The organism is Microbispora hainanensis, assembly GCF_036186745.1.
In the GTDB taxonomy this organism is placed as follows: Bacteria; Actinomycetota; Actinomycetes; order Streptosporangiales; family Streptosporangiaceae; genus Microbispora.
On record NZ_CP108086.1, the window covers coordinates 4,831,627 to 4,856,059 of the forward strand.

A 24,433-nucleotide genomic window follows, 5' to 3' on the forward strand; every position below is an offset into this window, starting at 1 on the left:
GGAGGGTTCATCGTGTCAGAGACGACTCGCTTTCCGGGAAGCGACGAAGAGATCGAACTCCGGAAGATCAACCGAGCGACGGTCGAGAAGTACATGAACACCAGAGGCGAGGACCGGCTGCGGCGGCACCTGCTGTTCACCGAGGACGGCGTCGGCGGCCTGTGGACCAACGACACCGGGCAGCCGATCGCGATCCGCGGCCGCGACCGCCTCGGCGAGCACGCCGTCTGGTCGCTGAAGTGCTTCCCCGACTGGGTCTGGACCAACATCCAGATCTTCGAGACGCACGACCCGAACTTCTTCTGGGTCGAGTGCGACGGCGAAGGCGCCATCCGCTTCCCCGGCTACCCCGAAGGCCACTACAGGAACCACTTCCTGCACTCCTTCCAACTGGAGAACGGGAAGATCAAGCTGCAGCGCGAATTCATGAACCCGTTCGAGCAGCTGCGCGCGCTGGGCATCCCCGTACCCGAGATCAGGCGTGAGGGAATCCCCACCTGACGCCCGCCGCCTGCCGCGGAGCGGCGGCGGCCACTGGACGACCCCTGCCGTCCCCCGGCCGGGCGACGACGACGGCGCCGAGAGCGCCTCGAACCCCCATGGAGAACCGTGGACGACGTGATGCCCGCCATCCGGTTGGACGCCGCGCTGCAGCAGCCGGAGTGGAGCGATGTCTCGCAGGTCCAGCGCGTCAAGGAAGTGCTCGCCTCCCGGCCCCCGCTCGTCAGGCCCGCGGATGTGCGCACGCTGCGCGCCCTCCTCGCGGAGGTCGCCGCGGGAAACTCCCTGGTCGTACAGGCCGGGGACTGCGCGGAGAACCCGGAGGAATGCACGCCGGAGCACGTGAGCCGCAAGTCCGCGGCGCTGGACGTGCTGGCCGGCGCGCTCAAGATGATCACACACAAGCCCGTGCTGAGAGTCGGCCGCATCGGCGGCCAGTTCTCCAAGCCGCGTTCCAGCCCGATGGAGAAGGTCGGCGACCTCACCCTCCCGGCGTTCCGCGGGCACCTGGTCAACGGCCCGGAGCCGACGGCCGAGAGCAGGCAGCCCGATCCGCTGCGGATACTCACCGGCTACATGGCGGCCAGCGACATCATGGACCACCTCGCCTGGCGCGGCTCGTCCGCCCGGTCGCCGATCGACCCGCCCGTGTGGACGAGCCACGAGGCGCTGCTCCTCGACTACGAGGTCCCCATGCTCCGCAGGGACGGGTCGGGACGGCTGATCCTCGGCTCGACGCACTGGCCCTGGGTCGGCGAGCGGACGCGGCAGGTGGACGGCGCGCACGTCGCGCTGCTGTCCGAGGTCACCAACCCGGTCGCCTGCAAGGTCGGCCCGAAGACGACCAAGGACGAGCTGCTCGCCCTGTGCGAGCGGCTCGACCCCGAACGAGAGCCGGGCAGGCTCACGCTGATCTCCCGGATGGGCGCGGACCAGGTCGCCTACACCCTGCCGCCGCTCGTCGAGACCGTCAGGTCCGCCGGGCACCCGGTCATCTGGCTCTGCGACCCCATGCACGGGAACACGCTGGTCACCCCGTCGGGGCACAAGACGCGCGTCGTGCCGACCATGCAACGTGAGGTCCGCGAGTTCGTGGCCGCGGTCGAGAGCGCGGACGGCGTGCCCGGCGGCCTCCATCTGGAGACGACACCCGACGACGTCACCGAGTGCGTCGCCGACGAGAGCGGCTTCGACCACGTCGGCGACCGTTACACCAGCTTCTGCGACCCCCGGCTGACCCTCTGGCAGGCGGTCTCGGTCATCTCAGCCTGGGGCGGCTGACGCGACGGACACCAGGAAGGTCGTTATATGTCCGGCATACCCACAATCAAGCCGTACCTCCTCCCGGCCGCGGGCGACCTGCCCGCCAACCACGCCGGATGGACGCCCGACCCCGCTCGTGCCGTGCTCCTGATCCACGACATGCAGCGTTACTTCGTCAGGCCGTTCCCCGAGCCGATCAGGAAGGAACTCGTCGGCAACATCGCGCTGCTGCGCGAGCGGAGCGCCGCGCTCGGCGTGCCCGTGGGCTACACGGCTCAGCCCGGTGACATGACCGAGGAGCAACGCGGGCTCCTCAAGGACTTCTGGGGGCCGGGCATGCGCCGCGCCCCGGAGGACCGGCTCGTCGTCGACGAGCTCGCCCCCGCACCCGGCGACTGGATGTTCACCAAGCTGCGCTACAGCGCCTTCTTCCGCTCCGACCTGCTGGAGCGCATCCGGCGCAGCGGCCGCGACCAGCTCGTCGTCTGCGGCGTGTACGCCCACGTGGGCGTGCTCATGACGGCCGTCGACGCGTTCACCAACGACCTGGAGACGTTCCTGGTCGCCGACGCCGTCGCCGACTTCACCGCCGGCTACCACCGCATGACCGTCGAGTACGCGGCAGAACGCTGCGCGGTCGTCCTGACGGCCAAGGAGGTGTTCGCGTGAACGGGCCGGACCCCGGCGGGCGCGACCTGCTCGGCGCCGTGCTGGAGCTCCGTGCCCCGGCCTTCGCGCTGCTGCACCGGCCCGAGGCGAACGGGCCGGGCCTGCTCGACGTGCTGACGGGCGAGATCGCGCACCTTCGCGAGCTCGCGGACGTCCCGCTGCCCGGCCCACGGGAGCCGGCGGCGGGCGGCTCCCACCACGCGCTCGTCGTCGTCCCCTATCGGCAGGTCCGCGAACGGGGCTTCGCCTGCGCCGACGACGGCGCCCCGCTCATCGCGATGACCGTGACGCGGCAGGGCGTGGTTCCGGTCGCCGAGGCGCTCGACCGGATACCCGATCTGCCCTTCGCGGTCTCGGGCGGGCACTTCGACGTGAGCGACGACGACTACGCCGAGATCGTCCGCAGGGTCGTCAAGGAGGCGATAGGCGAGGGGGAGGGGGCCAACTTCGTCATCAAGAGGTCCTTCGTCGCCGACATCGGGAACTACACGCCGCGCTCCGCCCTGGCCTTCTTCCGGCGGCTGCTGGAGGTCGAGTCGGGCGCGTACTGGACCTTCGTGGTGCACACCGGCGAGCGGACGTTCGTGGGCGCCACCCCCGAGCGGCACGTGACGCTGCGGAACGGCGTCGCGACCATGAACCCGATCAGCGGCACCTACCGCTATCCGCCGTCCGGCCCCTCGCTGCACGGGGTCATGGACTTCCTCGCCGACCGCAAGGAGTCCGACGAGCTCTACATGGTCCTGGACGAGGAGCTCAAGATGATGGCGCGGATCTGCGAGCCCGGCGTCCGCGTGACGGGCCCCCGGCTCAAGGAGATGGCGCGTCTCGCGCACACGGAGTATTTCATCGAGGGCGAGACCGGCTGGGACGTGCGCGACATCCTCCGCGAGACCATGTTCGCACCGACCGTCACGGGCAGCCCGGTGGAGAACGCCTGCCGGGTCATCGACCGGCACGAGCCGTACGGCCGGGGCTACTACAGCGGGGTCGTCGCCCTCATCGGGCGTGACGAGGACGGCAGGCAGACCCTCGACTCCTCCATCCTCATCCGGACCGCCGACATCGACCGCGCCGGCCGGGCGCGGATGGGCGTCGGCGCCACGCTCGTACGCCACTCCGATCCGATGTCGGAGGTCGCGGAGACCCGGGCGAAGGCCGCGGGCCTGCTCGCGGCGCTCGACACCGGCGACAGCGGCCGGCTCAGGGCCCGCCCGGAGGTCCGAGAGGCGCTGGAGCGGCGCAACGCGAACATCGCCGGCTTCTGGCTGGGCGGCCACGCCGGGGAAGCGCCGGCCGAGCCGGTGCTGACCGGGGTGCGCACGCTCATCGTCGACGCCGAGGACACCTTCACCTCGATGCTGGACCACCAGCTGCGCAGCCTGGGCATGTCGGTGACCGTGCGGCGCCACGACGACGGGCCGTCGCTGGACGGGTGGGACCTCGTGGTGCTGGGGCCCGGCCCCGGCGACCCCCGCGACCCGGCCCACCCGAAGATCGCTTTTCTGCGGGCGGCGGCGGACGCGCTGCTGGCGGCCCGGCGTCCCTTCCTGGCCGTCTGCCTGAGCCACCAGGTGCTGTCCACCCGTCTCGGGTTCGCCCTGCAGCGCCGCGACATCCCCAACCAGGGGGTGCAGAAGGAGATCGGCCTGTTCGGCGCGCGGGAGCGCGTGGGGTTCTACAACACCTTCGCCGCCCGGGCGGAGGCGGACCTGGCCGAGATCGACGGCGTCGGCACCGTGGAGATCTGCCGCGATCCTTCGACCGGCGAGGTGCACGCGATGCGCGGCCCGCGCTTCTCCTCCATCCAGTTCCACGCCGAGTCGGTGCTCACCGAGAACGGCCCGCGCATCCTGGGCTCCTTGATGAAAGGACTGCTGTCGTGACCATCGCTGACCAGTCCGTGCTGGAGGGCGCGCGTCCGTACGTGGTCGTCGACGCGTTCACCGACACGCCGCTGCAGGGCAATCCGGTCGCCGTCTTCTTCGAGGCCGAGGACCTCTCCGACGACCGCATGCAGCGCATCGCCAGGGAGATGAACCTGTCGGAGGTCACCTTCGTCCTCCGGCCCCGGCTGGGCGGCGACGCCCGCATCCGCATCTTCACGCCGGTGAACGAGCTTCCGTTCGCCGGGCACCCGCTCCTGGGCACCGCCATCGCGCTGGGCGAGACGCGCGGGGGCGACAGGCTCCGGCTGGAGACGGCGATGGGCGTCATCGCCTTCGACCTGAAGCGGGTGAACGGGCGGGCCGTCGCCGCCGAGATGGAGCAGCCCGTGCCGACCTGGACGGAGTTCGACCGGGCCGGGGAACTGCTCGCCGCGCTCGGCCTGACCTCCTCCGCGCTGCCCGTCGTGATCTATCACAACGGTCCCCGGCACGTCTTCGTCGGGCTGGAGAGCACGGCGGCGCTGTCCCGGGTCAACCCGGACCAGCGCGCGCTCGCCGCCTTTCCCGACATGGCGACCAACTGCTTCGCCGGTTCCGGCTCGACCTGGCGCAGCCGGATGTTCTCGCCCGCGTACGGCGTGGCCGAGGACGCGGCCACCGGGTCGGCGGCCGGCCCGCTGGCGATCCATCTCGCCCGGCACGGGCGCATCGGGTTCGGGCAGTGGATCGACATCCACCAGGGCGTCGAGATGGGCCGGCCCTCGCTCATGCGGGCCCGCGCCGAAGGAACCGCAGACCACGTCACCTCCGTACGGGTCGGCGGCTCGGGCGTGACCGTCGCCCGCGGAGTGATCTACGCCTGAACGGCGCGACCGGCCCGTCCGGCCGGGTCCCCCCTTCCCGCCCCCTCCCCTTGCCACCCCCTTCCGCCCTTTTCCACCCCCTCCCCACCCTTGCCATCGGGGACGGCCGTGCCCTGCGGCCGTCCCCCCGCTCCCCACAGCTCGCGGAGGCGACAGTGAGCAGCAGGTTCGAGAGTCTGACCGGGACCATCGACCCGGCGTTCCCCGAGTACGACATGCCGCCCGCCGAACCGATGGACCTCGCGCGGCAGTGGATCGCCGGGGCGGTGGAGGCCGGGGTGCGCGAACCGCTGGCCCTCGCGCTCGCGACCGCCGACCGCGGCGGCCGGGCCTCCACCCGCATGGTCGCCGTCATCGACGTCGGCGACCGCGGCCTGGTCTTCACCAGCCACAGCACCAGCAGGAAGGGCCGGGAGATCGCGCAGACCGGCTGGGCCTCGGGCCTGCTCTACTGGCGCGAGACCGCCCGGCAGCTCAGCCTCTCCGGCCCGGTGGCCATGCTGCCCGAGCCCGAGGCGGAACGACTGTGGAACGCCCGGCCGGTGCCGCTGCACGCGATGTCGGTGGCCTCCCGGCAGAGCGAACCCCTTGAGGACGTCGCCCGGCTCAGGTCGGAGGCGGAGCGCCTGGCGTCCTACGGAACCTCCCTGCCGCGCCCGGCGCGCTTCGCCGGATATCGCCTGGAGCCTGCCGCCGTCGAGTTCTGGTCGGCCGACGCCGACCGGCTGCACCAGCGGCTGCGTTACGACCGGACCCCCTCCGGTTGGCACATCTCACGGCTGCAGCCGTGACCCCCTCCCCGCAGGGACAGGAAACACGAAGGAGTGCAACCTTGACCGACACGACGACCGACACGACGACCGGCACGACAGACACCGACTTCGACGCGATCGTCGTCGGCACCGGCTTCGCCGGAATCTACATGCTCCACAAGCTCCGCAACGAGCTCGGCTTACGGGTGCGGGCCTTCGACCGGGCCGGCGGCGTGGGCGGCACCTGGTACTGGAACCGCTACCCCGGCGCCATGTCGGACGTCGAGGGCTTCGTCTATCGCTACTCCTTCGACAAGCAGATGCTCCAGGAATGGAACTGGACCACCAAGTACACCCCGCAGCGGGAGCTCCTCGCCTATCTCGAGGCGGTCGTCGCCAAGCACGACCTGGCCAGGGACATCCAGCTGAACACCGGCATCGAGAGCGCGGTGTTCGACGAGTCGCGCGGCGTCTGGACCGTCGGCACCGACACCGGTGAGAGCTTCACCGCACGGTACGTCGTCACCGCGCTCGGGCCGCTGTCGACGGCGAACATCCCCGACATCAAGGGCCGCGACCGCTTCCGGGGCAGGATCGTCCACACCGGCTCCTGGCCCGACGACCTGACGATCGAGGGCAGGCGCGTCGGCGTCGTCGGCACGGGATCCACCGGCACCCAGTTCGCCTGCGCCGCCGCCAAGGTGGCCGGGCATCTGACGGTGTTCCAGCGCTCGGCGCAGTATTGCGTCCCGTCCGGCCACGGCCCCGTCACCGAGGAGCACGTCGCGGAGGTGCGCGCGTCGTACGACCGCATCTGGGAGCAGGTGCGCAACTCCCGCGTCGCCTGCGGATTCGAGGAGAGCGACGTCCCCGCCATGAGCGTCTCCGAGGAGGAGCGCCGGCGGGTGTTCCAGGAGTACTGGGACAAGGGCAACGGCTTCCGCTTCATGTTCGGCACGTTCTCCGACATCGCGACCGACCCGGAGGCCAACGAGGCCGCGGCGGAGTTCATCCGGTCGAAGATCCGCGAGATCGTGAAGGACCCGGAGACGGCGCGCAAGCTGACGCCGAGTGACTTCTACGCCAAGCGCCCCATCTGCAACCCCGACTACTACGAGATCTTCAACCGCGACAACGTCTCACTGGTCAGCATCAAGGAGACGCCGATCAAGGAGATCACTCCCACGGGAGTGCTCACCGAGGACGGCGTGGAGCACGAGCTCGACATCCTGGTCTTCGCGACGGGCTTCGACGCCGTGGACGGCAGCTACAAGCGAATGGACATCCGCGGCCGGGACGGCGTGCCGATCCTGGACCACTGGGACGACGGGCCCACCAGCTACCTCGGCGTCGCCACCCACGGCTTCCCCAACCTGTTCATGGTCCTCGGCCCGAACAGCGCCTTCAGCAACCTCCCGCCCGGCATCGAGACGCAGGTCGAGTGGATCGGCGACCTGATCCGTACGGCGGAGGAGAACGGCACGACCGTTATCGAGGCCACCAGGGACGCAGAGGACGAGTGGACCGAGACCTGCAGGAAGCTCGCGGACTACACGCTCTTCCCCAAGGTCAAGTCGTGGATCTTCGGCGCCAACATCCCCGGCAAGAAGAACAGGGTCATGTTCTACTTCGCGGGGCTCGCCTCCTACCGGCTCAAGCTCGGCGAAGTGGCCGAGGCGGGCTATGAGGGATTCGACCTGCACGCCAGCCCCTCGCTGACGCCGGCCTGAGGCAGGGCCGACCTCGGCCTCAGGCCGGGGAAGGGCACGCCCGCCGGGGTCCCGTGACGGACCCCGCGGCGGGCTCCGGGTGGGTCCGGCGCCGACGTCGGCGCGGCGTCGCGCGCCGGACCCATTCACCCGGGCGCAACCACACACCGGGCGCACCCGTGCACCGCGCCCACCGGACCGACCCACTGGGCGCGTTCACCGGGGGCATCCGCGCGCAGGGATGACCCACCCACCGCACCCGTGCGGCGGACCGATGCACCGGGCGCATTCAGCGTGCGCACTCGCGCCGGACTGACGCACCGGGGGCACCCGCGCACTGGACTAACCCACCCACCCACCCACCCACCGCAGCCACGCACTGGGGGCACCCAGCCGACCGGACCGACGCACCGGGCGCATCCACACACGGCACCCAACCAACCCACCGGGCCCAGGCCGGTCCCGCGGTCCTGTGCCGGGGTCCCGCTCCGGATGCTGCTCCTGTGACCCGGCTTCTGTGGGGCGGCGAGAGGGTGCGCGAGGACGGCCGTGAAGCCGTCCGGCGTGCCCGGTTGCGATAAGCGGTATTTCCTGCTCTGCGTGCGCGATATTCGGAGAGATGCTCGTGTTCGGAATCCTGTTTAATCAACAATCGGGCTTGACTGAATTGGTTCTTTGTCGGATACGATGAAGTCATGAGTGAGACAGTGATTCGGGTCGGCGATCAGCTCGCGACATTCATCAACGTCTTCGACGTCGACCCCTCGCAGCAGCAGGAACTCATCGCCATTCTCGACGAGGGTGTCGAGAAGGTCATGCGGCACCGGCCCGGCTTCATCTCGGTGAACATTCTCGCCAGCCTCGACGGCAGCCGGGTCGTGAACCTCGCCCAGTGGCGCAGCCCGGACGACATCAAGGCCACCGCGGCCGACCCCGAGGCGCAGGTCTTCGCGAAGAGGGCGGCGGAGATCGCCAAGGCGGTCCCCCAGGCGTACAAGGTCGTCTCCGTGCATCACGCCTGACCAGGAACTTCCCGGTCGGAAACCAGAAGCCGGCCAGGGCCCCGGCACAGCGAGCCCCGTCCCGCCTCTCGGCATCGGCGGGACGAGGCCCCGCCCGCACTCCGTAAGCGGGCTTCTGCCCGGGGCCCGGCCCCTATCTCCCCACTACTGCGGCGCACCACTGAAGTGACCCCTCTGAAGTGCCACCTCTGAAGTAACGCAGAGTAGCCATCTCCGGCTCAGGGAGCGCGACGCCATGACGACTGCCAACACCGCCGACATCGTGATCGCGGGTGCGGGGATCGGAGGGCTGGCCACCGCGCTCGCCCTGCACGCCGAAGGAATCGACGTGGTCGTGCTGGAGGCCGCGGCCGAGCTCCGGCCCCTCGGAGTGGGGATCAACATCCAGCCGGCCGCGATCGGCGCGCTGACCGAGCTCGGGCTCGGCGAGGCGCTGGCGGCCACCGGCATCCGCACCCGCGAGCACCGATACCTCGACCACAGGGGCGCCATCCTGTGGACCGAGCCCCGGGGCGTCGCCGCAGGTCACCAACACCCCCAATACTCCATTCACCGCGGTGAGCTGCAGATGCTCCTGCTCGCGGCCGTTCAGGACCGGCTCGGCCCCCACGCGGTGCGCACCGGGCTTCGCGTCGACGGCTTCCGGCAGACCGCCTCCGGCGTCCGCGTCCTCGCGTACGACGAGGCGGGCGGGATGGTCGAGTTCGAGGCCGCCGCGCTGGTCGGCGCCGACGGGATGCACTCGGCGGTCAGGTCTCAGCTCCACCCCGGCCGTGGTGCGCTGTCTCCGGCGGGAGTCGACATGTGGCGGGGCCTGTCCGAGATGGACGAGTTCCTCGACGGGCGCACGATGATCCTGGTCAACGACGAGCGGGCCACCCGGCTGATCGCCTATCCGATCTCCAGGCGGCACGCGGAGCGCGGCAAGGCGCTGGTGAACTGGGTGTGCATGGTCGCCGCTCCGTCGAAGAGCCTGTCCGACGGCGCGGGATGGAACCGTCCCGGCCTGCTCGAAGAGGTGCTGCCGCACCTCGTCGAGTGGGACTTCGGCTGGCTGAACCCCGGCGTCATGGTCGCGCGCAGTCCCCGCATCCTGCGTTATCCGATGGCCGACCGCGACCCGCTCCCGCATTGGGGTGAGGGCAGGGTCACGCTGCTCGGTGACGCCGCCCACCTCATGTATCCGATCGGCGCCAACGGCGCCTCCCAGGCCATCCTCGACGGCATCACGCTCGCCGCCGAACTCGCGCGAGGTGAGGACGTGGCCGCCGCCCTGCAGCGGTACGAAGCCGCCAGGCGCCCCGCCACGACGGCCATCATTCTCGCCAACCGGAACATGGACGGCGCCGAGCGCGGCATCGCCGGGCGTACGAACCACGACAAGGCCGCCGAACTCGCGACCATCACTCACCGTTACCGGATGACCGTGGAGCAGCGGCAGTCCCACGCCTGAGCGCACGGGACCGCGCCGGCCACAGGTGGCCACAGCAGGCCGGGGCCGCCCTCGTTCCCCGGGTGGGTGCTCTGCCGGGTGCGACCGGCGTACCCCGCGCTGGAAGCGGATATCGCCGGGAAACGTGCCCGGTGAATTGTTGAAATCCCCGGATCGCCCGGTCTTGCGGCATTGCGAATTCGCGGACGTCGCCGGATCGATTTCGATATCGCGCACGACGGCACGGCATTCTGACAACGCATTTACAGAATGCCGATCGAGGGCGTCGATATTCGGTTTTGACCATGCCGGTGCGGCCCGGCGCGGCTTCAGCGGCGGACCTCGGCGGTGCGGAACAGTCTCCCCGTCCGTTCGTGTCTCTGCTTCTCGTCCTTAAGACGAATCGCGCCGCGGAAAGGTGACACGCGGCGGGCCGGCGGGTGGTGTCCGCCGAGGGGCGGACACCACCACTCGTCCGGGGCCGCTACGGGTGGCCGGGCCGCCCGGTGCCTACACCTCTTGTGCCTGCGCCTCTGTGCACTGCGCCTCTGTGTCCTGTGCCCTGCGTCCTGCGCTGGGTGGTGAGGGCGCGAGCGCGTCGAGGTGCTCCGCTCGAACTTGACGTCCAGGGCCAGGAATGCTCGCTGTTCACCCGGGATATCGAGAACGAGCTGCTGGGCGGAGTCGGCGCGCCGCCCCGGCTCGCCCGCGCCGGGACCTCACCGCATGCGCGTCGCCGTCCCGCTGCCCGCCGGCCGGCGGGCCAGCTCGGACACGGCGGTCCGCGCCGCGGCCAGCGAGTCCGCCGCCAGGGGCTTGAAGTGCGCGAGGGCGGGCACGTCCGAGGCCCGGGTCATCTCGGCATGGACGAAGTGCAGGTTCTGCGGCGCCACGCCCAGCTCGGTGAAGTAGGCCCTCAGATAGGGCGTCTGGAAGTCGAAGTCCTCCCGTGGCGTGCCCGGCGCGTAGCAGCCGCCGCGGGCGGTGACCACCACCACGGTCGTCTCCCGGAGCAGCCGGTCGCCCGTGCCGGGGTCGACGAACGCCCCGGGGAAGGTCACCCGGTCGATCCACGCCTTGAGGGACGCGGGCACGGAGAAGTTGTACATAGGGACGCCGATCAGCACCGTCTCCGCCGCGCGCATCTCTTCGATCAGCGGGAGGGTCAGCGTCCACTCGCGCTCCTCGGCGGGGCCGGCGGTCATCTCCGCCACCTTCTGCAGCGGAACCGCTCCGTGCCGCTCCACCCGGATGCCGAGGGAGACGAAGGCCGGGGAGACCAGCGGGACCGGGTCGGCGGCGAGGTCGCGGTATCGGTACCCGTCGCTCCCGTGAAGACACCGCCACGTGTCCGCGTAGAACGCCGTCAGCTCCCTGGTGATCGAATCGCCGCAGCCGCTGGCGCTGGCGTCCATGTGCAGCAGGGACGTCACGCGCCCACCCCCTGTCGCCGCGAGTGCATCGTGAGCTCCTCTCTGGATACTGTCCGTCATCATCTATGACGCTCCGTGTTCACCAGAGGTGACCGGACACCCACGCTCGGTCTTCCACGGAGTACGCGGCGGAGGACGTGGCACCGCGCCGGTGGGTAGGGTCCTGAGCCCGTGACATCGCATTCGGATCCGCGCGTACGTCCGTCGGGACCGGAATGGGTCGCGGTGCGGCGACGGCTGGACGGGCACCGGCACGAGCTGGCCGTCGCGGCGGATCGGCTCTATCCCGGGACGGCCAGGGCCGGATCGACCCGCCTGCTCACCCGGGACGGCTTGACTGCGACCCCATGGACCCTGGCCACGCCGCTCGACCTGCGCGAGGTGCGGCTCGGCTGGGTGGAGGACGCTCCCGCGCCCACCGTCACGGGCCGCGAACCGGAGGCGGCGGCCCTGCTGCCGGAGGGCGCCGACGCCTACCCGGACGCGCTGGGGGCGCTCGCCCGCCCCCGGCTCTTCGAGGACCGCGTCTGCTACCGGCTGCTGGACGTCGCCTGGCCCGGCCTGACCTTCACCCGCGCACGCTATTTCGACGGCGTGAGCGTGGGGGAGGCCGCCGCCCACGAGCTCGCCGCGTACGAGCTCGCCGCGTACGAGCTCGCCGCGTACGAGCTCGCCGGGCACGGCTTCGGAGGCACGGGGTTGGGCGGGCATGAGCCCGCCGGTCAGGGGGTCGCCGGGCAGGAGTCCGGTGGGGAAGGGTCCGGCGGGCGCGAGTTCGCCGGGCATGAGCCTGCCGGTCAAAGGGTTGCCGGGCAGGAGTCCGACGGGCAGGAGTCCGGCGGGGAGAGGTTCGGCGGACAGGTGTCCGGTGGGCATGCGCTCACCGGGCACGGGGACGCCGGGGGCCGGCTGCCGTTCCGTGGGCTCGTGGGCGACCCCACCGACCTGCGCCGGCGGCCCGCGCTCTGCGCGATCTCCACCCTCACGCTGCGCCACGACCGCCGTACGGGGGAGGCGTCGTTCGTGCTGCACTGGCGTGACCCGGCCAGGGTGGCGCACGGCGGCGGGCTCTTCCAGGTCATGCCGGTCGGGGTGTTCCAGCCCGCGCACGAGTCCGTGGGAGCGGAGAAGGCCGACCTCGACCTGTGGAAGTGCATGGTCCGCGAGTACGCGGAGGAGTTCCTGGGCCGGGGAGAGGAGTACGGTGACGGCTTCGACTACGCGAGCTGGCCGCTCTACCGGCTGCTGACGGACGCACGCGAGGACGGGCGGGTGCGTTCCCACGTGCTGGGCGTGGGCGTCGATCCGCTGACGTTCGCGACCGACTTCCTCATGGTGACCGTGCTGGAGGCGGAGACGTTCGACGCGGCCTTCGGTGAGGTCGCCGCCGCCAACAGCGAGGGCCGGATCGTCGGCCGGGTTCCGTTCGACGCGGAGACCGTGCGCCGGCACGTCCGCGACGAGCCGATGCAGGCGGCGGGCGCGGCCGTGCTGGACCTCGCCTGGCGGCACCGCGAGGCGCTGCTGCGGTAACGCGAACGCCGTCCCCACCGGCCGGTCGGGCCGAGGGGGACGGCGTGTCGGGAGAGGACGGTCAGCTCGCCGAGGTGAGCGCGCCGGTGCCGCCCACGATGGGCAGCGTCACCGTGCTCTTCGTGGTGTCGAGGTGCAGCCGGGCGCCGGGAGCGGGCCGGATGGTGTACTCGTAGTCGCTCGACAGCAGCACGACCCCGACGCGGTGCCCCGCGGGGAAGACGTAGTCGTGCGGCTGCAGGTCGAAGTCGAGGCTGTAGGGCGAGCCCGGCTTGACCGGTTCGGTCCGCGAAATCGACTTGCGGTTCTGCGGGTCGATCCAGCCCCGGGTGATGATCTTCGCCTTGCCGTTCTCGTCGTAGTCCACGACCAGCGCCGTGACGTTCGCCGCCGGCTGGTCGAAGGACATCCGCAGCGAGACCCGCGGGGTGCCGCTGAGCCTGGCCGGTGCCGCCAGCGCCGCCGACTTGTACGCCAGGCGGTTCGGCGAGGTGACCGCGTCGGCGAGGGTCTGCGCCGGCTTCGTGGCGTCGTCGACGATCGTCTCGGTGACCGGCTTGCCCTTCCGGGTCTTGTCCGGGGTGAGGAGGCCGGCCGCGCCGCCGTCGCCGGGGGCCAGGTTGAGCTCGGTGTCCTTGGCGGCGGGGTCGGGCCACTCGGCGTACTGGACCAGGGTCTTGTCCTCGCGCTGGACCAGGGCGCGGGGGTCGTTCTCCACGCCGTTCTGCTGATCCCACAGATAGCGGGTGAACCAGCGGTTGAGCACGTCGACGCTGGGGGAGCCGCCGTGCCCGCCCTGGTGCAGGTAGATCTTGTGCGGCACCCCGCGCGCCTTGAGCGCCTCATACCACTGCGCGGCCTGCTTGGTCTTGACGTTCCAGTCGTTGAGGCCGTGGGCGACCAGCACCGCGGCGTGAACCTTGTTCACGTCGTTCATGTAGTTGCGCTCGTCCCAGAAGGCGTTGTAGTCGCCGGTCTCGCGGTCCTGCGCCTTCGCGAGCTGCTCGATGACGCTCCGGCAGATCTGCTGGTCCGCGCGCGTGTAGACGTACTCCGCGAGCACGTCGGTGTCCTCGCCCTGGTAGCCGCCGGCGGCCACGACGGCGCCGTTCGCCCGGTAGTAGTCGTACCAGCTGGAGATCGCCGAGATCGGCACGATGGCCTCCAGCCCCTTGACGCCGGTGCTCGCGACCGCGTTGGGCAGGGTGCCGTTGTACGAGGTGCCGATCATGCCGACCTTGCCGGTCGTCCACGTCGCCCTGACCTCCTGGCCGGAGGCGTCGTACGCCTTCGCGCGGCCGTTCAGCCAGTCGACGACGGACTTGGCGCCGATGGTCTCGTTGCGCCCGCCGGTCGTCGGGCAGCCGTCGGACTGGCCGCTGCCCAGCGACTCGGCGTGGACCACCGCGAAACCGCGGGGCAGCCAGTTTGACTCGTGGCTGGTGCTGATGACCGGCTGCGGGCCGGTCGCCGTGAGGGACGCGTCCGCGCCGCCGGCGCCGGAGTCGTCCGCCGCCGCCGCGGCCAGGCGCTCGTCGTTGGCCGGGTCGAGCCGCTTGCCGCCGCGGTCCTGCCAGCCCTTGCCCGGGCGGACCGCCTGGTGGAGCTCGTGGTCGACGTCGTGGTTGGTGATGTCGTTGCCGCCGGCGTAGTAGGGGCTGACCTCGTACACGACGGGCGACTTCAGACCGGCCGTCTCGGTCTCCCGCAGGCGGGTGACCTCGGCGTGCACCCGGTCGTTGCGCCCGTCGCCGTCGCTGTCGACCGGGGTCTCGACCCACACCTCCTCGCGGATCCAGTCGTTCCTGTTGGACGAGAACACCGGCTGGGCCATGCCGTCCTGGAACACCGGTCCGACGGGGGCGGCCGCGCCCGCCGGGGCCGCGTTCACGGCGAGCCCCGTGACGGTGGTGGCGACGGCCAGGCCCAGCGCCGCGGCGCTGCGGCGTGCGGCACCCGTACGGCGTGACGCGGCCGGCGGGAGGGGACCAGGCGTCACCCGGGGCGATGAGGACATCGGCAAACCTTCCACGAACGATCAGGGAGACTCGGGCCGGGAGATTCGGCCCGCAGTGGGCGATGCTAGGGACGTAAATGTGGAATGTCTTCGTACGACCGCTCTGTCTTGATCGCGACAATTTTCGACACATGTCGAAATCGGTGTCCGCCGATGAGAAGCTCACAAATCCGGACGGCGAACGGTGAGCGCGACCTGCCTGCGCCGGAGTGGCGTCAGTAGCCGTAGCGGCTCTTCAGGTGCCGCCAGACGTCGCGCAGCATCCACGCGTCGAACTCGGTGATCGACGTGGCCGAGCCCGCCTTCATGAGGAAGCAGCACTGCCCGGCCGGGGTCCAGTCGTAGAAGTCGTCCAGGCCGAAGCTGTGCCCGATCTCGTGGAGGAGGATGTGGATGTCGTCGCTGCCGAGGTTGTCCACCAGATACTCGCTGCCGACGCGCTGTCCCCAGGCGCCTCCCATGCCGCCGCTCATGCCCTCGGTGAGCCACAGCGACATGTCGTAGTGGTGGGAGGGGCCGCCCGGGCAGTTCGGGTAGGCGCCCGACTGGTCGAACAGGCGTCCGCACGGCTCGGCGCACTGCGGCGCGTTCTCGCTCAGGTCGCCGACGTACACGTCCACCGAGTCGTCGCTCCACTGCAGCAGGGAGCGGTCGCGTGCGGCCCAGCCGACCACCTTCACCGGCACGTCCGCGTACGGCCAGCCGTTGTGCCCCGCCATCACGTCCGTCCACTTCTTGAACGACCTGGCCAGCGCGGCCTCGATCTTGTCGCGCAGTTCGGCGGTGACCGGGGCCCCGGAGTCCCAGCGGACGCAGTAGTTGACGCTGCCGCCGTTGGCGATGATCTGGTCCCAGGCGTAGTTGCGATAGCCGTACAGGTCGGGGTTGGCGGACTCGGCGTGCCGCCGGACCTCGTCGAGCGGCGCGACCAGGTCGGCGGGCGGGCTCCAGGTGCTCTGCTGCCCGGTGATGTCGGCGAGCGCCTTGATCTCCAGCAGTCCGACCGACGCCTGACCGCTCTGCAGGACGACGCGCAGCCGGGTGGTGGTGACGGCGGGGAACGTGACGGTGTTGTAGGTGTCGGCCGCGATGGGGTAGGCGGCGGGAATGTCGACGTACGCCGATCCGTTCCAGCTCTCGAGCTTCCAGGAGGCCGGCAGCCGGACGCCGCCTCCGTCGTCGAAGAAGTAGACCTGCACTGAGGAGATCGTCTGGGCGGACGGCCAGGTCAGCAGGGCCCACTGTTCACCGGCCTCGGGCCAGGTGCCCCAGCGGCGGTTCTGCCTGTCGTCGGAGCGGGCCGGCTCGATGCCGTCGTTGACGGCGGCCACGCTCTCCCAGGGCGAGGTGTAGGAGGCCGAGGCGGTGGCAGACGGGGCGACGTCCACGACGGCGGCGTCGGCGTGCGCGGGCGCCAGCAGGAAGCCTGCGACCAGCGCGAAAACGGCGAGCAGTCGCCTCATGCCTGTCTCCTTCGCGGCTGCGCGCTCACCGGCCGCTGTCGGGGGAAGTGCTGTGGAGCGGGAGTGATCCGAGTTTTTTCCGCCACAAAAGGGGTGTCAAGTCCCTATCCGGAACGATGTGACGGAGGGGGTCGCGAGCCGGCAGGGCTCCCGCTGAAGATGGCCCGGTGAATTCGGGATAACTCGCTGATTTTAGGATGATCTGGTTGTTTGAGGATGACGAGGTGGTTTTCGGGATGACGGCGCGTGGATGACAGGGGGGCCGGGGGGCCGCCCGCTCCGCATGACGGGGTGGTCCGGGGTGAGTCCGTGGTCTGCGATGAGCCGGCGGGTCGCGACGGCCCGGTGGCCGGGGACGGGGCGCGGCCGAAGGACGACGCGGCACTGCGGAGCCCGGTGAAGCAGCGACGGGACCACGCCCGGTCCGCCACGTGGACACGCCGCCTGGCGGTCACCGCGCTGGTGCTGGCCGCGCTCAACCTCCGCCCTGTGGTCACCAGCCTCGGGCCCGTGCTGGAAGAGGCCCGTGCCGCCCTCGGGATGAGCGGTACCATCGCCGGGCTGCTGACGTCGGTGCCGGCGGTGTGCTTCGCGCTGGTCGGCTCGGCCGCGCCGCGCCTGGCCCGCCGCTTCGGGCCGGACGGCGTCGTCTTCGCCGGGATGGCGGCGGTCGCGCTCGGGCTCGCCGTGCGGCCGTTCGTCGGCACCACCCCGGTCTTCCTCACGCTGAGCGGTCTCGCGCTGGCCGGGATCGCGGTCGCCAACGTGCTGCTGCCGGTCGTGGTCAAGCAACGCTTCCCCGACAAGGTCGGCATGATGACCGGCCTCTACTCCATGGCCCTCAATCTCGGCGCCTCGACCGCCGCCGCCGTCACCGTCCCGCTCGCCGGTGCGTTCGGTGGTGACTGGCGTGCCGGGCTCGGCGCCTGGGCCGTCCTCGCCGCCGTCGCCGTGCCGCCCTGGGCCGCCCTCGCCCGGGACGGCAGGAGGGAGGCCGCGCATCAGGCCGGGCACCAGGCCGCGCACCAGGCCGGGCACCAGGCCGGGCACCAGGCAGGGCAGCGGACCGGGCGAGAAGCCGCGCCGGGGGCCGAGCGGGCGGCGCGCGGGGACGCCCCCGCGGAGGCCGGAACGGCCGTACGGGTGGCACGCAGCCCCGTGGCCTGGGCGCTCGCGCTCTTCTTCGGCCTGCAGTCCAGCTCGGCGTACGTGATCATCGGCTGGCTGCCTCAGATCTTCCGCGACGCCGGGCTGTCCGCCGAGACCGCCGGTCTGCTGTTCGCCGTCACCTCGGTGCTCGGGGTGCCGCTGTCCTTCCTGCTGGCCGCCGTCGCCGGCCGGTTGCGGAACCAGAGCGGCATCGCGGTCCTGCTCGGTGCGTTCGGGCTCGCCGGGTACGCCGGGGTGTGGGCGGCCCCCGCCGCCGCGCCCTGGCTGTGGGCGGTGCTCCTCGGCGTGGCCAACTGCGCCTTCCCGCTGGTGCTCACCATGATCGCCATGCGGGGGAGGGACGGCGCGACCGTGATCCGGCTGTCCGCCTTCGCACAGAGCGTCGGCTATCTGCTGTCGGTCCCCGGGCCCATCCTCGTCGGAGCGCTCTACCAGCACACCGGCGGCTGGCACGGGCCGCTTGCCCTCGTGGTCTGCCTCATGACGGCGCAGACCGCGGCCGGATACTTCGCGGGCCGCGACCGGCAGGTCTGACCTCTCGTCGCTCCTCCGGCCATCACGGGAGACGTGCGGCAGCAGGCCTTCGTCGCGCGGAAAATCGTTGGACGGCGGCGTACGCCCATGGCGATCGTGGGGAGCATGCGTCAGGAGGAGATCTGGAACACCGAAACCGCCCAGAACTACGACACGCCGGGCGCCGGGATGTTCGCGCCCGAGGTCCTCGGACCGACCGTCGATCGCCTCGCCGAACTCGCGGGTGACGGGCGGGCGCTCGAATTCGCCATCGGAACCGGCCGTGTGGCCGTGCCGCTCGCCGAGCGTGGCGTACCCGTCACCGGCATCGAGCTGTCACGTCCGATGGTCGAGCAGCTCCGTACGAAGGTGGACGAAGCAACGATCCCGGTCGTCATCGGCGACATGGCGAGCGCCACCGCCCCGGGGGAGTACGCGCTCGTCTACCTCGTCTACAACACGATCTCGAACCTGCTGACCCAGGCCGAGCAGGTCGCGTGCTTCCGCAACGCCGCGCGCCACCTGGCCCCCGGAGGCCGCTTCGTGATCGAGCTCCGGGTGCCCGGGCTGCGCAAGCTGCCGCCGGGCCAGGAGGCCGTGGTCTGGCATCAGGAGCCCGGCTACATCGGCCTGGACACCTACGACCTTCTACGGCAACACGTCGTGTCGCACCATTTAAGGTTCGACGAGAGCGGACAGGCCCGGCTGTTTCGCAGCCCCCACCGCTACATCTGGCCGGCCGAGCTCGATCTCATGGGCCGGCTCGCCGGGTTCGAGCTGGAAAGCAGGCACGCGGACTGGATCGGCACCGAGTTCACCGCGGAATCGCGTTCGCACGTTTCCGTCTATCGCATGCCGCCCGGTCGGACCTCGTCCCGATAACGGAATCGCGTATTTGCGGCGGGGCCCTGGGAATTCACTTCTCCTCGGCGGCGGACGAAATGCGGACGAGCGGGCCGTGCCGCCCCCGGCAGGGGAGAGCCCCACGAGGCGGCTGCCTCATGGGGCGAGGGTCCGGCAGGTTCGATGTGCGGTTATCCGGTCCTTGCTGCTGTTGCTGCCTCACTCTCCCCGCAGCTGATGCCGCTACCGCGGTCCGAATTCCTCGAATCGGCTGCGCTCGAGGCCGCGGTCTTCCATGCGTCCGCGTTCCTCGAACCGGCTGCGCTCGCGTCCGCGCTCTTCGAACCGGCCGCGGTCTTCCATGCGCCCGCGCTCTTCGAAGCGTCCTCGATCGAGGCCGCGGTCTTCGAACCGGCCGCGTTCCTCGAATCGGCCGCGCGGTTCCATGCGCCCGCGCTCTTCGAATCGGCCGCGCGGTTCCATGCGCCCGCGTTCCTCGAAGCGTCCGCGTTCCTCGAACCGCCCGCGCGGTTCCATGCGCCCGCGCTCCTCGAACCGCCCGCGTTCACGTCCGCGGTCTTCGAACCGTCCGCGTTCCTCGAACCGCCCGCGCGGTTCCATGCGTCCGCGCGTGCGCTCTTCGAACCGCCCGCGCTCGCGTCCGCGCTCTATGCGTCCGCGCTGCTCTATGCGTCCGCGCTCGCGGATGCGTACGCGACCGCGGTCGCCGTACGTCCGGTAGCGCTCACGGCCACGGCACCTGCCTCCGGGGCAGGGCTGTGTCGGGCTCTGCATGATCTGTGCGGTGCTGCCGGCCGCGTAGACCGGCTGCGTCTGCATCGTCACCGGGACGATGAGGGCCGACGCTGTGATCGCGCCAGCAGCGAGTGCTTCCTTGAGCATGAGTATCACTCCGTCGACTCCGTGACCGTCACCCGGGAAACCCGGATGCGCGGAGCGCGAATCGATCCATCGAACCTTGGATCCAGACCCTGATTCTCACGCTAGAGGTAACAAAAGGCCCCGTCACCCAGAAGTGCGCAAAACAACAGCTTTCCGCTGGAGAAAACAAACGGCATCGGAGATGTTGTCGGCCCGTTTCCCCGCGCCGATGATTCCTTTGCCCGGCCGGCTGGAATCCTGCCGTTTCATTGAGGCGCATTGGTTGCGATCGCCCATGATCGACCGGATCCCTGTCTCTGCCCCCTTACCGATTATTACGGTTGATCGCTGACCGAAACCGCGCGGGTTCTCGAGGTTGCCGTGACCACTGCCGAGGAAGCGGAGCTCGGGCGGCTCCATGCGCCGCCCGGCCCGGCCGGCGGCCGGAACCGTGTCCGGGCCGGGCAGGCGGCACCGCGAGCCCGCGCGGCGCGGCCGGTCATTCCGGTTCTGGGACCACGTCACGCCCGCCGCCCCTGGCAGGCGCCGCCGTACGCGTACGCGGCAGGACGGCGACGGCGATGAGGACGGCGCAGGCCAGGAGCGCGGCGCTGAGCGTCATGCCGAGCGCGTATCCCTCGGTGAGGCCCTCGATCGTGGTGCTCGCACCGGTGCGCGCGTGGGCGGCCGTACCGAGAGCGGCCAGCCCGAACGACGCGCCGATCTGGCGTGAGCTGGACAGGAGACCGGAGGCCATGCCCGTCTCGCTCGGCGCCACGCCCACGGTGGCGGCGGAGACGACCGGTCCGAGGCAGAGCCCGAATCCGATGCTGGTGACCAGCGACGGGCCGAGGACGTCGGCGAGGTAGGAGCCGTCGGCGCTGATGAAGCCGAACCAGGCGAACCCGGCCGCGGTCACCAGCCCACCGATGATCAGCATGGTGCGGAGCGGCAGACGGTAGCCGAGTTTGATGGCGGTCGTCGCGCCGGCGATGACGCCGATCGCGAAGGGCAGCAACTGGATCCCGGCCACGGTCGGGCCGGCTCCGAGCACCTGCTGGAGATAGAGGGACGCGAAGTAGAAGGACGACGCCATGGCGGCGCCGAGCAGGAGGTTGTAGGAGTTGGCGCCGGCGACCGAGCGGTCGGCCAGCAGTCCGAGCCGGATCAGCGGGTCGCGGGTGGTGGTCCGCTCGACGCGGACGAACGCGGCCAGCAGGGCGATCGCGGCCACCAGGGTCGTCAGGGTGACGGGCGAGGTCCATCCGTACTGGTCGGTGCGGACGACGCCGAACACGAGCAGGATCATGCCCGCCGTCGCAAGGACGGCGCCCAGCACGTCGGGACGGCGATCGGGAGCCGTGGGCGGAGCACCGGTGACACCCCGCCAGGCCAGGGCCAGCGCGACGGCGGCCATCGGGACGCTGACGAACATCACCCAGCGCCAGCCCGCGTACTGGGTGAGCACACCGCCGATCAGGACGCCGAGGGCGCCGCCGGCGGCGTTCACCGCGCTCCATATGCCGTAGGCGCGGACGCGGGCCTTGCCGGTGGGGAAGGTGACGGTCAGCACCGCCAGCGCGGCCGGAGACAGCGCGGCGGCCCCGATGCCCTGCAGGGCGCGGCCGGCCACCAGTTGGCCGGGCTCCTGCGCGAAGCCGCCGGCGAGGGAGGCGAGGCCGAAGACGGCGAGCCCGATCATCAGGACCCGCTTGTGGCCGTAGCGGTCGGCGATCTTCCCGCCCAGCAGGAGCAGGCCGCCGAAGGTGAGGGCGTAGGCGTGGATCACCCAGGTCAGCCCCACCGGGCTGAAGCCGAGGCCAGCGGCGATCCGCGGAAGCCCGAGGTTCACGACCGACAGGTCCACCGACACCATGAACTGCACGACGGCCACCGCGGCGAGGGTGAGCCCCTGCCGGGCGGCCGTACGAGCGAGCGGTCGTCCGCTTGCTGATCGCGTGTCTGTCACCGTTCCTCAGTCCTCCGGCAGGTTTCGAGGAGATAGTTTTCGTACACGTACTGAAAGTACATCGGAACCGGCGCGGGTGTCACCGGCGGGAGCCTCGGTTGGCGTGAGGGAGCGGCCGGACGGAATGATGGGACGGTGTCCCGACGCAATGCCCCGCACGGCCGAACCGGCCGTCCACCGGTGACCTCACGAGCGCAGATCCTGGACGCGGCCCGGCGGCTCATCGATAGGGACGGCTGGGAGAAGCTGAGCATCCGCCGGCTGGCCGCCGAGCTGGGCATCGGGACGATGACGCTCTATCACCACGTGCGGGACAAAGAAGACCTGCTGCTCCTGCTGATCACCGAATACGCCGACCAGGTCCCGCGCCCGGACCTGCCCGGCGACCCGCGCGACCGCATCATCGCGACCGCCACCCTGATCCACGACGCCCTCGCGGCCTGGCCATGGGCCGCGGAGGTCCTCACGGCCGACGGGTTCGTCGGCCGGCTCGGCGAATCGGTGTGGATGGTCGAGGCCATCGTGGCCGGAGCCATCGACCACGGATGCACGCCCGAACAGGCCGTGCACCTCTTCCGCCACATCTGGTACTACACGGTCGGCGAGATCCTCGTCCGCGCCCACTCCGCCCGCCAGCCGGCGGACGCCGGCCGCGGCCCCCTCTTCAGCGGTCTCGACGCGTCGCGGATGCCACGCCTGGTCGCCATCGGCGACCTGTGGCGGACGCTGTCCGCGCAGGACACCTACGCCCAGGGGCTGCGCGCCCTCGTCGACGGGCTGCTCGCCCAGGCCGTGCCGGAGACGACGAGCCAGGCGGCGTCCGCGCGGCAGGGTGAATAACCCCCTGCTCCCGTCCGGACGCCCGTCAGCGGCGCGGGCAGGCGTGGACGGCCGGGGCGGCCCGCGCCTATCCCGCCCGACGATGCCTCGTCGGCGGCACCCTCAGGCCGGCAGAGCCTCGCTCGATACCATCCTGGTTCGTGGTGGACTGGAGGCTCCGGCCGGCGTCGGCGGCGGACGTGGAGGCGGTCGCCGAGCTGCGGGCCGTGGTGCTTCGTCCTGATCTTGAGCGGCTCGGCCGCTACGACGAGCAACGCGTACGGCAGCGGCTGCGAGACGGATTCACACCGGCGCACACCTGGACGATCGAGGCGAACGGTGCCGTGGCCGGGTGTGTGGCACTGCGACCGGCCGACGGCGCCTACTGGCTGGAGCACTTCTACCTGGCCCCGGCCCTGCAGGGCAGGGGGATCGGTTCCGCCGTGCTGGGCGGCCTGCTGGAGCGGTGTGACCGGGAAGACGCCCTGATCCGGCTGAACGTGCTGCGGGGGAGTGCGGCCCGGCGGCTGTACGAGCGGCACGGGTTCACGGTCGAGACCGAGGATGACGTGGACGTGTTCATGGTGCGCGAGCCGGCCCCGGCTGCGCCCGTTCATTGAGGGGCGTCCGGTCGCCGCGCGCATTCCGGCGTCGAATGAGTGCCGCGCCTCGGCAGGCCGTCGCTATAGCCTGGGGTCCCTATGCGTCACGCTCGGATGCGTACCATCCCCCTCGGCCTTGCCGCCGTACTCGCCGGAGTCCTGTTCCTCCCGGCCTGCGGATTGCAGTGGGCCGCTGCGTGGCGCGACGGCCTCGGCTCCGAAGGCTCGCCCCATGACCCCTCATGCGGGGCCCCGTCCACCGATACGCCGATCACCTCCGGGGATTTGGAGAGGGACGGCGTCGCGATAACCGGCCTGAGCGTACGGTCCCGCAACTGCCGGTTCTCCGCCGGGTTCCAGGTCACCAACCACGAGGCCGAACCCTTCACGTACACCGTCACCTTCGCATTCGTGTCCCGCTCCGGAGCGGTGCTGTCGAACGCGGAGCAGACGGTGCCGGCGGTCGAGCCCGGTCAGACCGTGCAGGGCATGGTCACTATGGGCGGGCTTCCTCCGCAGGAATACACCGTGGGGGGCGTGCACGTCGCCAAGGTCAGAAGCGTCCCGGCGGACGAGGCGCCCGATCCGGCAGGTCCCTGCCCGCCCTCGGGCGTCCGCGTCACACTGGGCAATGGTGACGCCGCCATGGGGCTCCGCGTCGTGGGTCTCCATCTGGAGAACTGCTCGACCCGCGCCTACCACCTCGACGGCTACCCGCAGCTCCAACTCCTCGACGAGGACAGAAAGCCGGTCACCGGCATCGAGGTCCTGCACGGTGGCGGCGGCATCTCCACCGTGACCGGCTTCGACGATCCGCCCCGGCCGGTGACCCTGAAGCCCGGCCAGAGCGCGTCCGCCGGCCTCATGTGGCGCAACACCGTCACCGACGGCACTTCAGTGCACCTGCCGTACGTCAGGGTGAACGCCAAGGCCGGTGCTCCTCCCGTGATGCTGACGCCGGAGCTCGATCTCGGCACCACCGGGAAGCTCGGCGTCAGCCCCTGGAAGAAGGACAAGCTCCCATAGTTCCTGTCTTCGGCCCGCGGCCCTGGGGAGCCGAGGACGACGGGCGGGGTATCGAGGCCCGCC

At 70.9% G+C, this 24,433-nt stretch carries 20 protein-coding genes; 16 read left to right on the forward strand and 4 right to left on the reverse strand.

Features of this window, described 5'->3' with window-relative positions; all coding sequences use genetic code 11:
* Window positions 1–12: 12 nt before the first annotated feature.
* The 9 genes from OHB01_RS22615 (at window position 13) to OHB01_RS22655 (ending at window position 10,121) form a co-directional block, all read left to right on the forward strand.
* Entirely contained in the window at window positions 13–501 is a 489-nt protein-coding gene (locus OHB01_RS22615) for a PhzA/PhzB family protein (protein WP_142623686.1), read from the forward strand.
* A gap of 108 nt (window positions 502–609) precedes the next feature.
* Window positions 610–1,782: a 3-deoxy-7-phosphoheptulonate synthase gene (locus OHB01_RS22620; protein WP_168066228.1), complete on the forward strand. Its 1,173-nt coding sequence runs from the start codon at window positions 610–612 to the stop codon at window positions 1,780–1,782.
* Window positions 1,783–1,809: 27 nt separating this feature from the next.
* Window positions 1,810–2,433: an isochorismatase family protein gene (locus OHB01_RS22625; RefSeq protein ID WP_142649757.1), complete on the forward strand. Its 624-nt coding sequence runs from the start codon at window positions 1,810–1,812 to the stop codon at window positions 2,431–2,433.
* A complete protein-coding gene (locus OHB01_RS22630; RefSeq protein WP_328853935.1) occupies window positions 2,430–4,319 on the forward strand; it encodes an anthranilate synthase family protein in 1,890 nt (629 codons plus the stop codon). Before OHB01_RS22625 ends, OHB01_RS22630 begins: the two co-directional genes overlap by 4 nt.
* Entirely contained in the window at window positions 4,316–5,185 is an 870-nt protein-coding gene (locus OHB01_RS22635) for a PhzF family phenazine biosynthesis protein (protein WP_328853936.1), read from the forward strand. The genes OHB01_RS22630 and OHB01_RS22635 overlap by 4 nt, the downstream gene beginning before the upstream one ends.
* A 155-nt stretch (window positions 5,186–5,340) precedes the next feature.
* Complete coding sequence (gene phzG / locus OHB01_RS22640; RefSeq protein ID WP_328853937.1) at window positions 5,341–5,976, forward strand: phenazine biosynthesis FMN-dependent oxidase PhzG; 636 nt, start codon at window positions 5,341–5,343, stop codon at window positions 5,974–5,976.
* 41 nt (window positions 5,977–6,017) lie between these two features.
* Window positions 6,018–7,667 carry an NAD(P)/FAD-dependent oxidoreductase gene (locus OHB01_RS22645; RefSeq protein ID WP_328853938.1) on the forward strand — a complete coding sequence of 550 codons (1,650 nt, stop codon included), beginning with the start codon at window positions 6,018–6,020 and terminating at the stop codon, window positions 7,665–7,667.
* Window positions 7,668–8,341: 674 nt separating this feature from the next.
* Complete coding sequence (locus OHB01_RS22650; protein ID WP_142649754.1) at window positions 8,342–8,668, forward strand: antibiotic biosynthesis monooxygenase family protein; 327 nt, start codon at window positions 8,342–8,344, stop codon at window positions 8,666–8,668.
* A gap of 235 nt (window positions 8,669–8,903) precedes the next feature.
* Window positions 8,904–10,121, forward strand: coding sequence for a flavin-dependent oxidoreductase (locus tag OHB01_RS22655; RefSeq protein ID WP_147942288.1), 1,218 nt, complete (start codon window positions 8,904–8,906; stop codon window positions 10,119–10,121).
* A gap of 698 nt (window positions 10,122–10,819) precedes the next feature.
* On the opposite strand, the gene OHB01_RS22660 is transcribed toward OHB01_RS22655, so the two are convergent.
* Window positions 10,820–11,533 carry an FMN-dependent NADH-azoreductase gene (locus tag OHB01_RS22660; RefSeq protein WP_222709391.1) on the reverse strand — a complete coding sequence of 238 codons (714 nt, stop codon included), beginning with the start codon at window positions 11,531–11,533 and terminating at the stop codon, window positions 10,820–10,822.
* Window positions 11,534–11,758: 225 nt separating this feature from the next.
* Here OHB01_RS22660 and OHB01_RS22665 point away from each other — a divergent pair, with 225 nt between their 5' ends.
* The gene (locus OHB01_RS22665; RefSeq protein WP_328853939.1) at window positions 11,759–13,066 is read left to right on the forward strand and encodes a hypothetical protein; all 1,308 of its coding nucleotides are present in this window, start codon (window positions 11,759–11,761) and stop codon (window positions 13,064–13,066) included.
* A 61-nt stretch (window positions 13,067–13,127) separates the two neighbouring features.
* On the opposite strand, the gene OHB01_RS22670 is transcribed toward OHB01_RS22665, so the two are convergent.
* On the reverse strand, window positions 13,128–15,083 hold the full coding sequence (locus tag OHB01_RS22670; RefSeq protein WP_147942285.1) for a Xaa-Pro dipeptidyl-peptidase: 1,956 nt from the start codon (window positions 15,081–15,083) through the stop codon (window positions 13,128–13,130).
* Window positions 15,084–15,298: 215 nt separating this feature from the next.
* Entirely contained in the window at window positions 15,299–16,546 is a 1,248-nt protein-coding gene (locus OHB01_RS22675; RefSeq protein ID WP_328853940.1) for a hypothetical protein, read from the reverse strand.
* A gap of 309 nt (window positions 16,547–16,855) precedes the next feature.
* Here OHB01_RS22675 and OHB01_RS22680 point away from each other — a divergent pair, with 309 nt between their 5' ends.
* The 3 genes from OHB01_RS22680 to OHB01_RS22690 all read left to right on the forward strand — a co-directional run bounded on the left by OHB01_RS22680 (window position 16,856) and on the right by OHB01_RS22690 (window position 20,068).
* A complete protein-coding gene (locus OHB01_RS22680) occupies window positions 16,856–18,250 on the forward strand; it encodes an MFS transporter (RefSeq protein ID WP_328853941.1) in 1,395 nt (464 codons plus the stop codon).
* An 87-nt stretch (window positions 18,251–18,337) separates the two neighbouring features.
* Entirely contained in the window at window positions 18,338–19,111 is a 774-nt protein-coding gene (locus tag OHB01_RS22685; protein ID WP_328853942.1) for a class I SAM-dependent methyltransferase, read from the forward strand.
* Between the two features lie 198 nt (window positions 19,112–19,309).
* Window positions 19,310–20,068 (forward strand): hypothetical protein, encoded by a 759-nt coding sequence (locus OHB01_RS22690; RefSeq protein WP_142649749.1) that lies wholly within the window; start codon window positions 19,310–19,312, stop codon window positions 20,066–20,068.
* A gap of 385 nt (window positions 20,069–20,453) precedes the next feature.
* Here OHB01_RS22690 and OHB01_RS22695 read toward each other — a convergent pair whose 3' ends face one another.
* Entirely contained in the window at window positions 20,454–21,923 is a 1,470-nt protein-coding gene (locus tag OHB01_RS22695; RefSeq protein ID WP_328853943.1) for an MFS transporter, read from the reverse strand.
* 180 nt (window positions 21,924–22,103) lie between these two features.
* Here OHB01_RS22695 and OHB01_RS22700 point away from each other — a divergent pair, with 180 nt between their 5' ends.
* The 3 genes from OHB01_RS22700 (at window position 22,104) to OHB01_RS22710 (ending at window position 24,370) form a co-directional block, all read left to right on the forward strand.
* Window positions 22,104–22,763, forward strand: coding sequence for a helix-turn-helix domain-containing protein (locus OHB01_RS22700; protein ID WP_328853944.1), 660 nt, complete (start codon window positions 22,104–22,106; stop codon window positions 22,761–22,763).
* 140 nt (window positions 22,764–22,903) lie between these two features.
* On the forward strand, window positions 22,904–23,362 hold the full coding sequence (locus OHB01_RS22705) for a GNAT family N-acetyltransferase (RefSeq protein WP_328853945.1): 459 nt from the start codon (window positions 22,904–22,906) through the stop codon (window positions 23,360–23,362).
* Between the two features lie 96 nt (window positions 23,363–23,458).
* Window positions 23,459–24,370: a DUF4232 domain-containing protein gene (locus OHB01_RS22710; protein ID WP_328853946.1), complete on the forward strand. Its 912-nt coding sequence runs from the start codon at window positions 23,459–23,461 to the stop codon at window positions 24,368–24,370.
* Window positions 24,371–24,433: the final 63 nt, after the last annotated feature.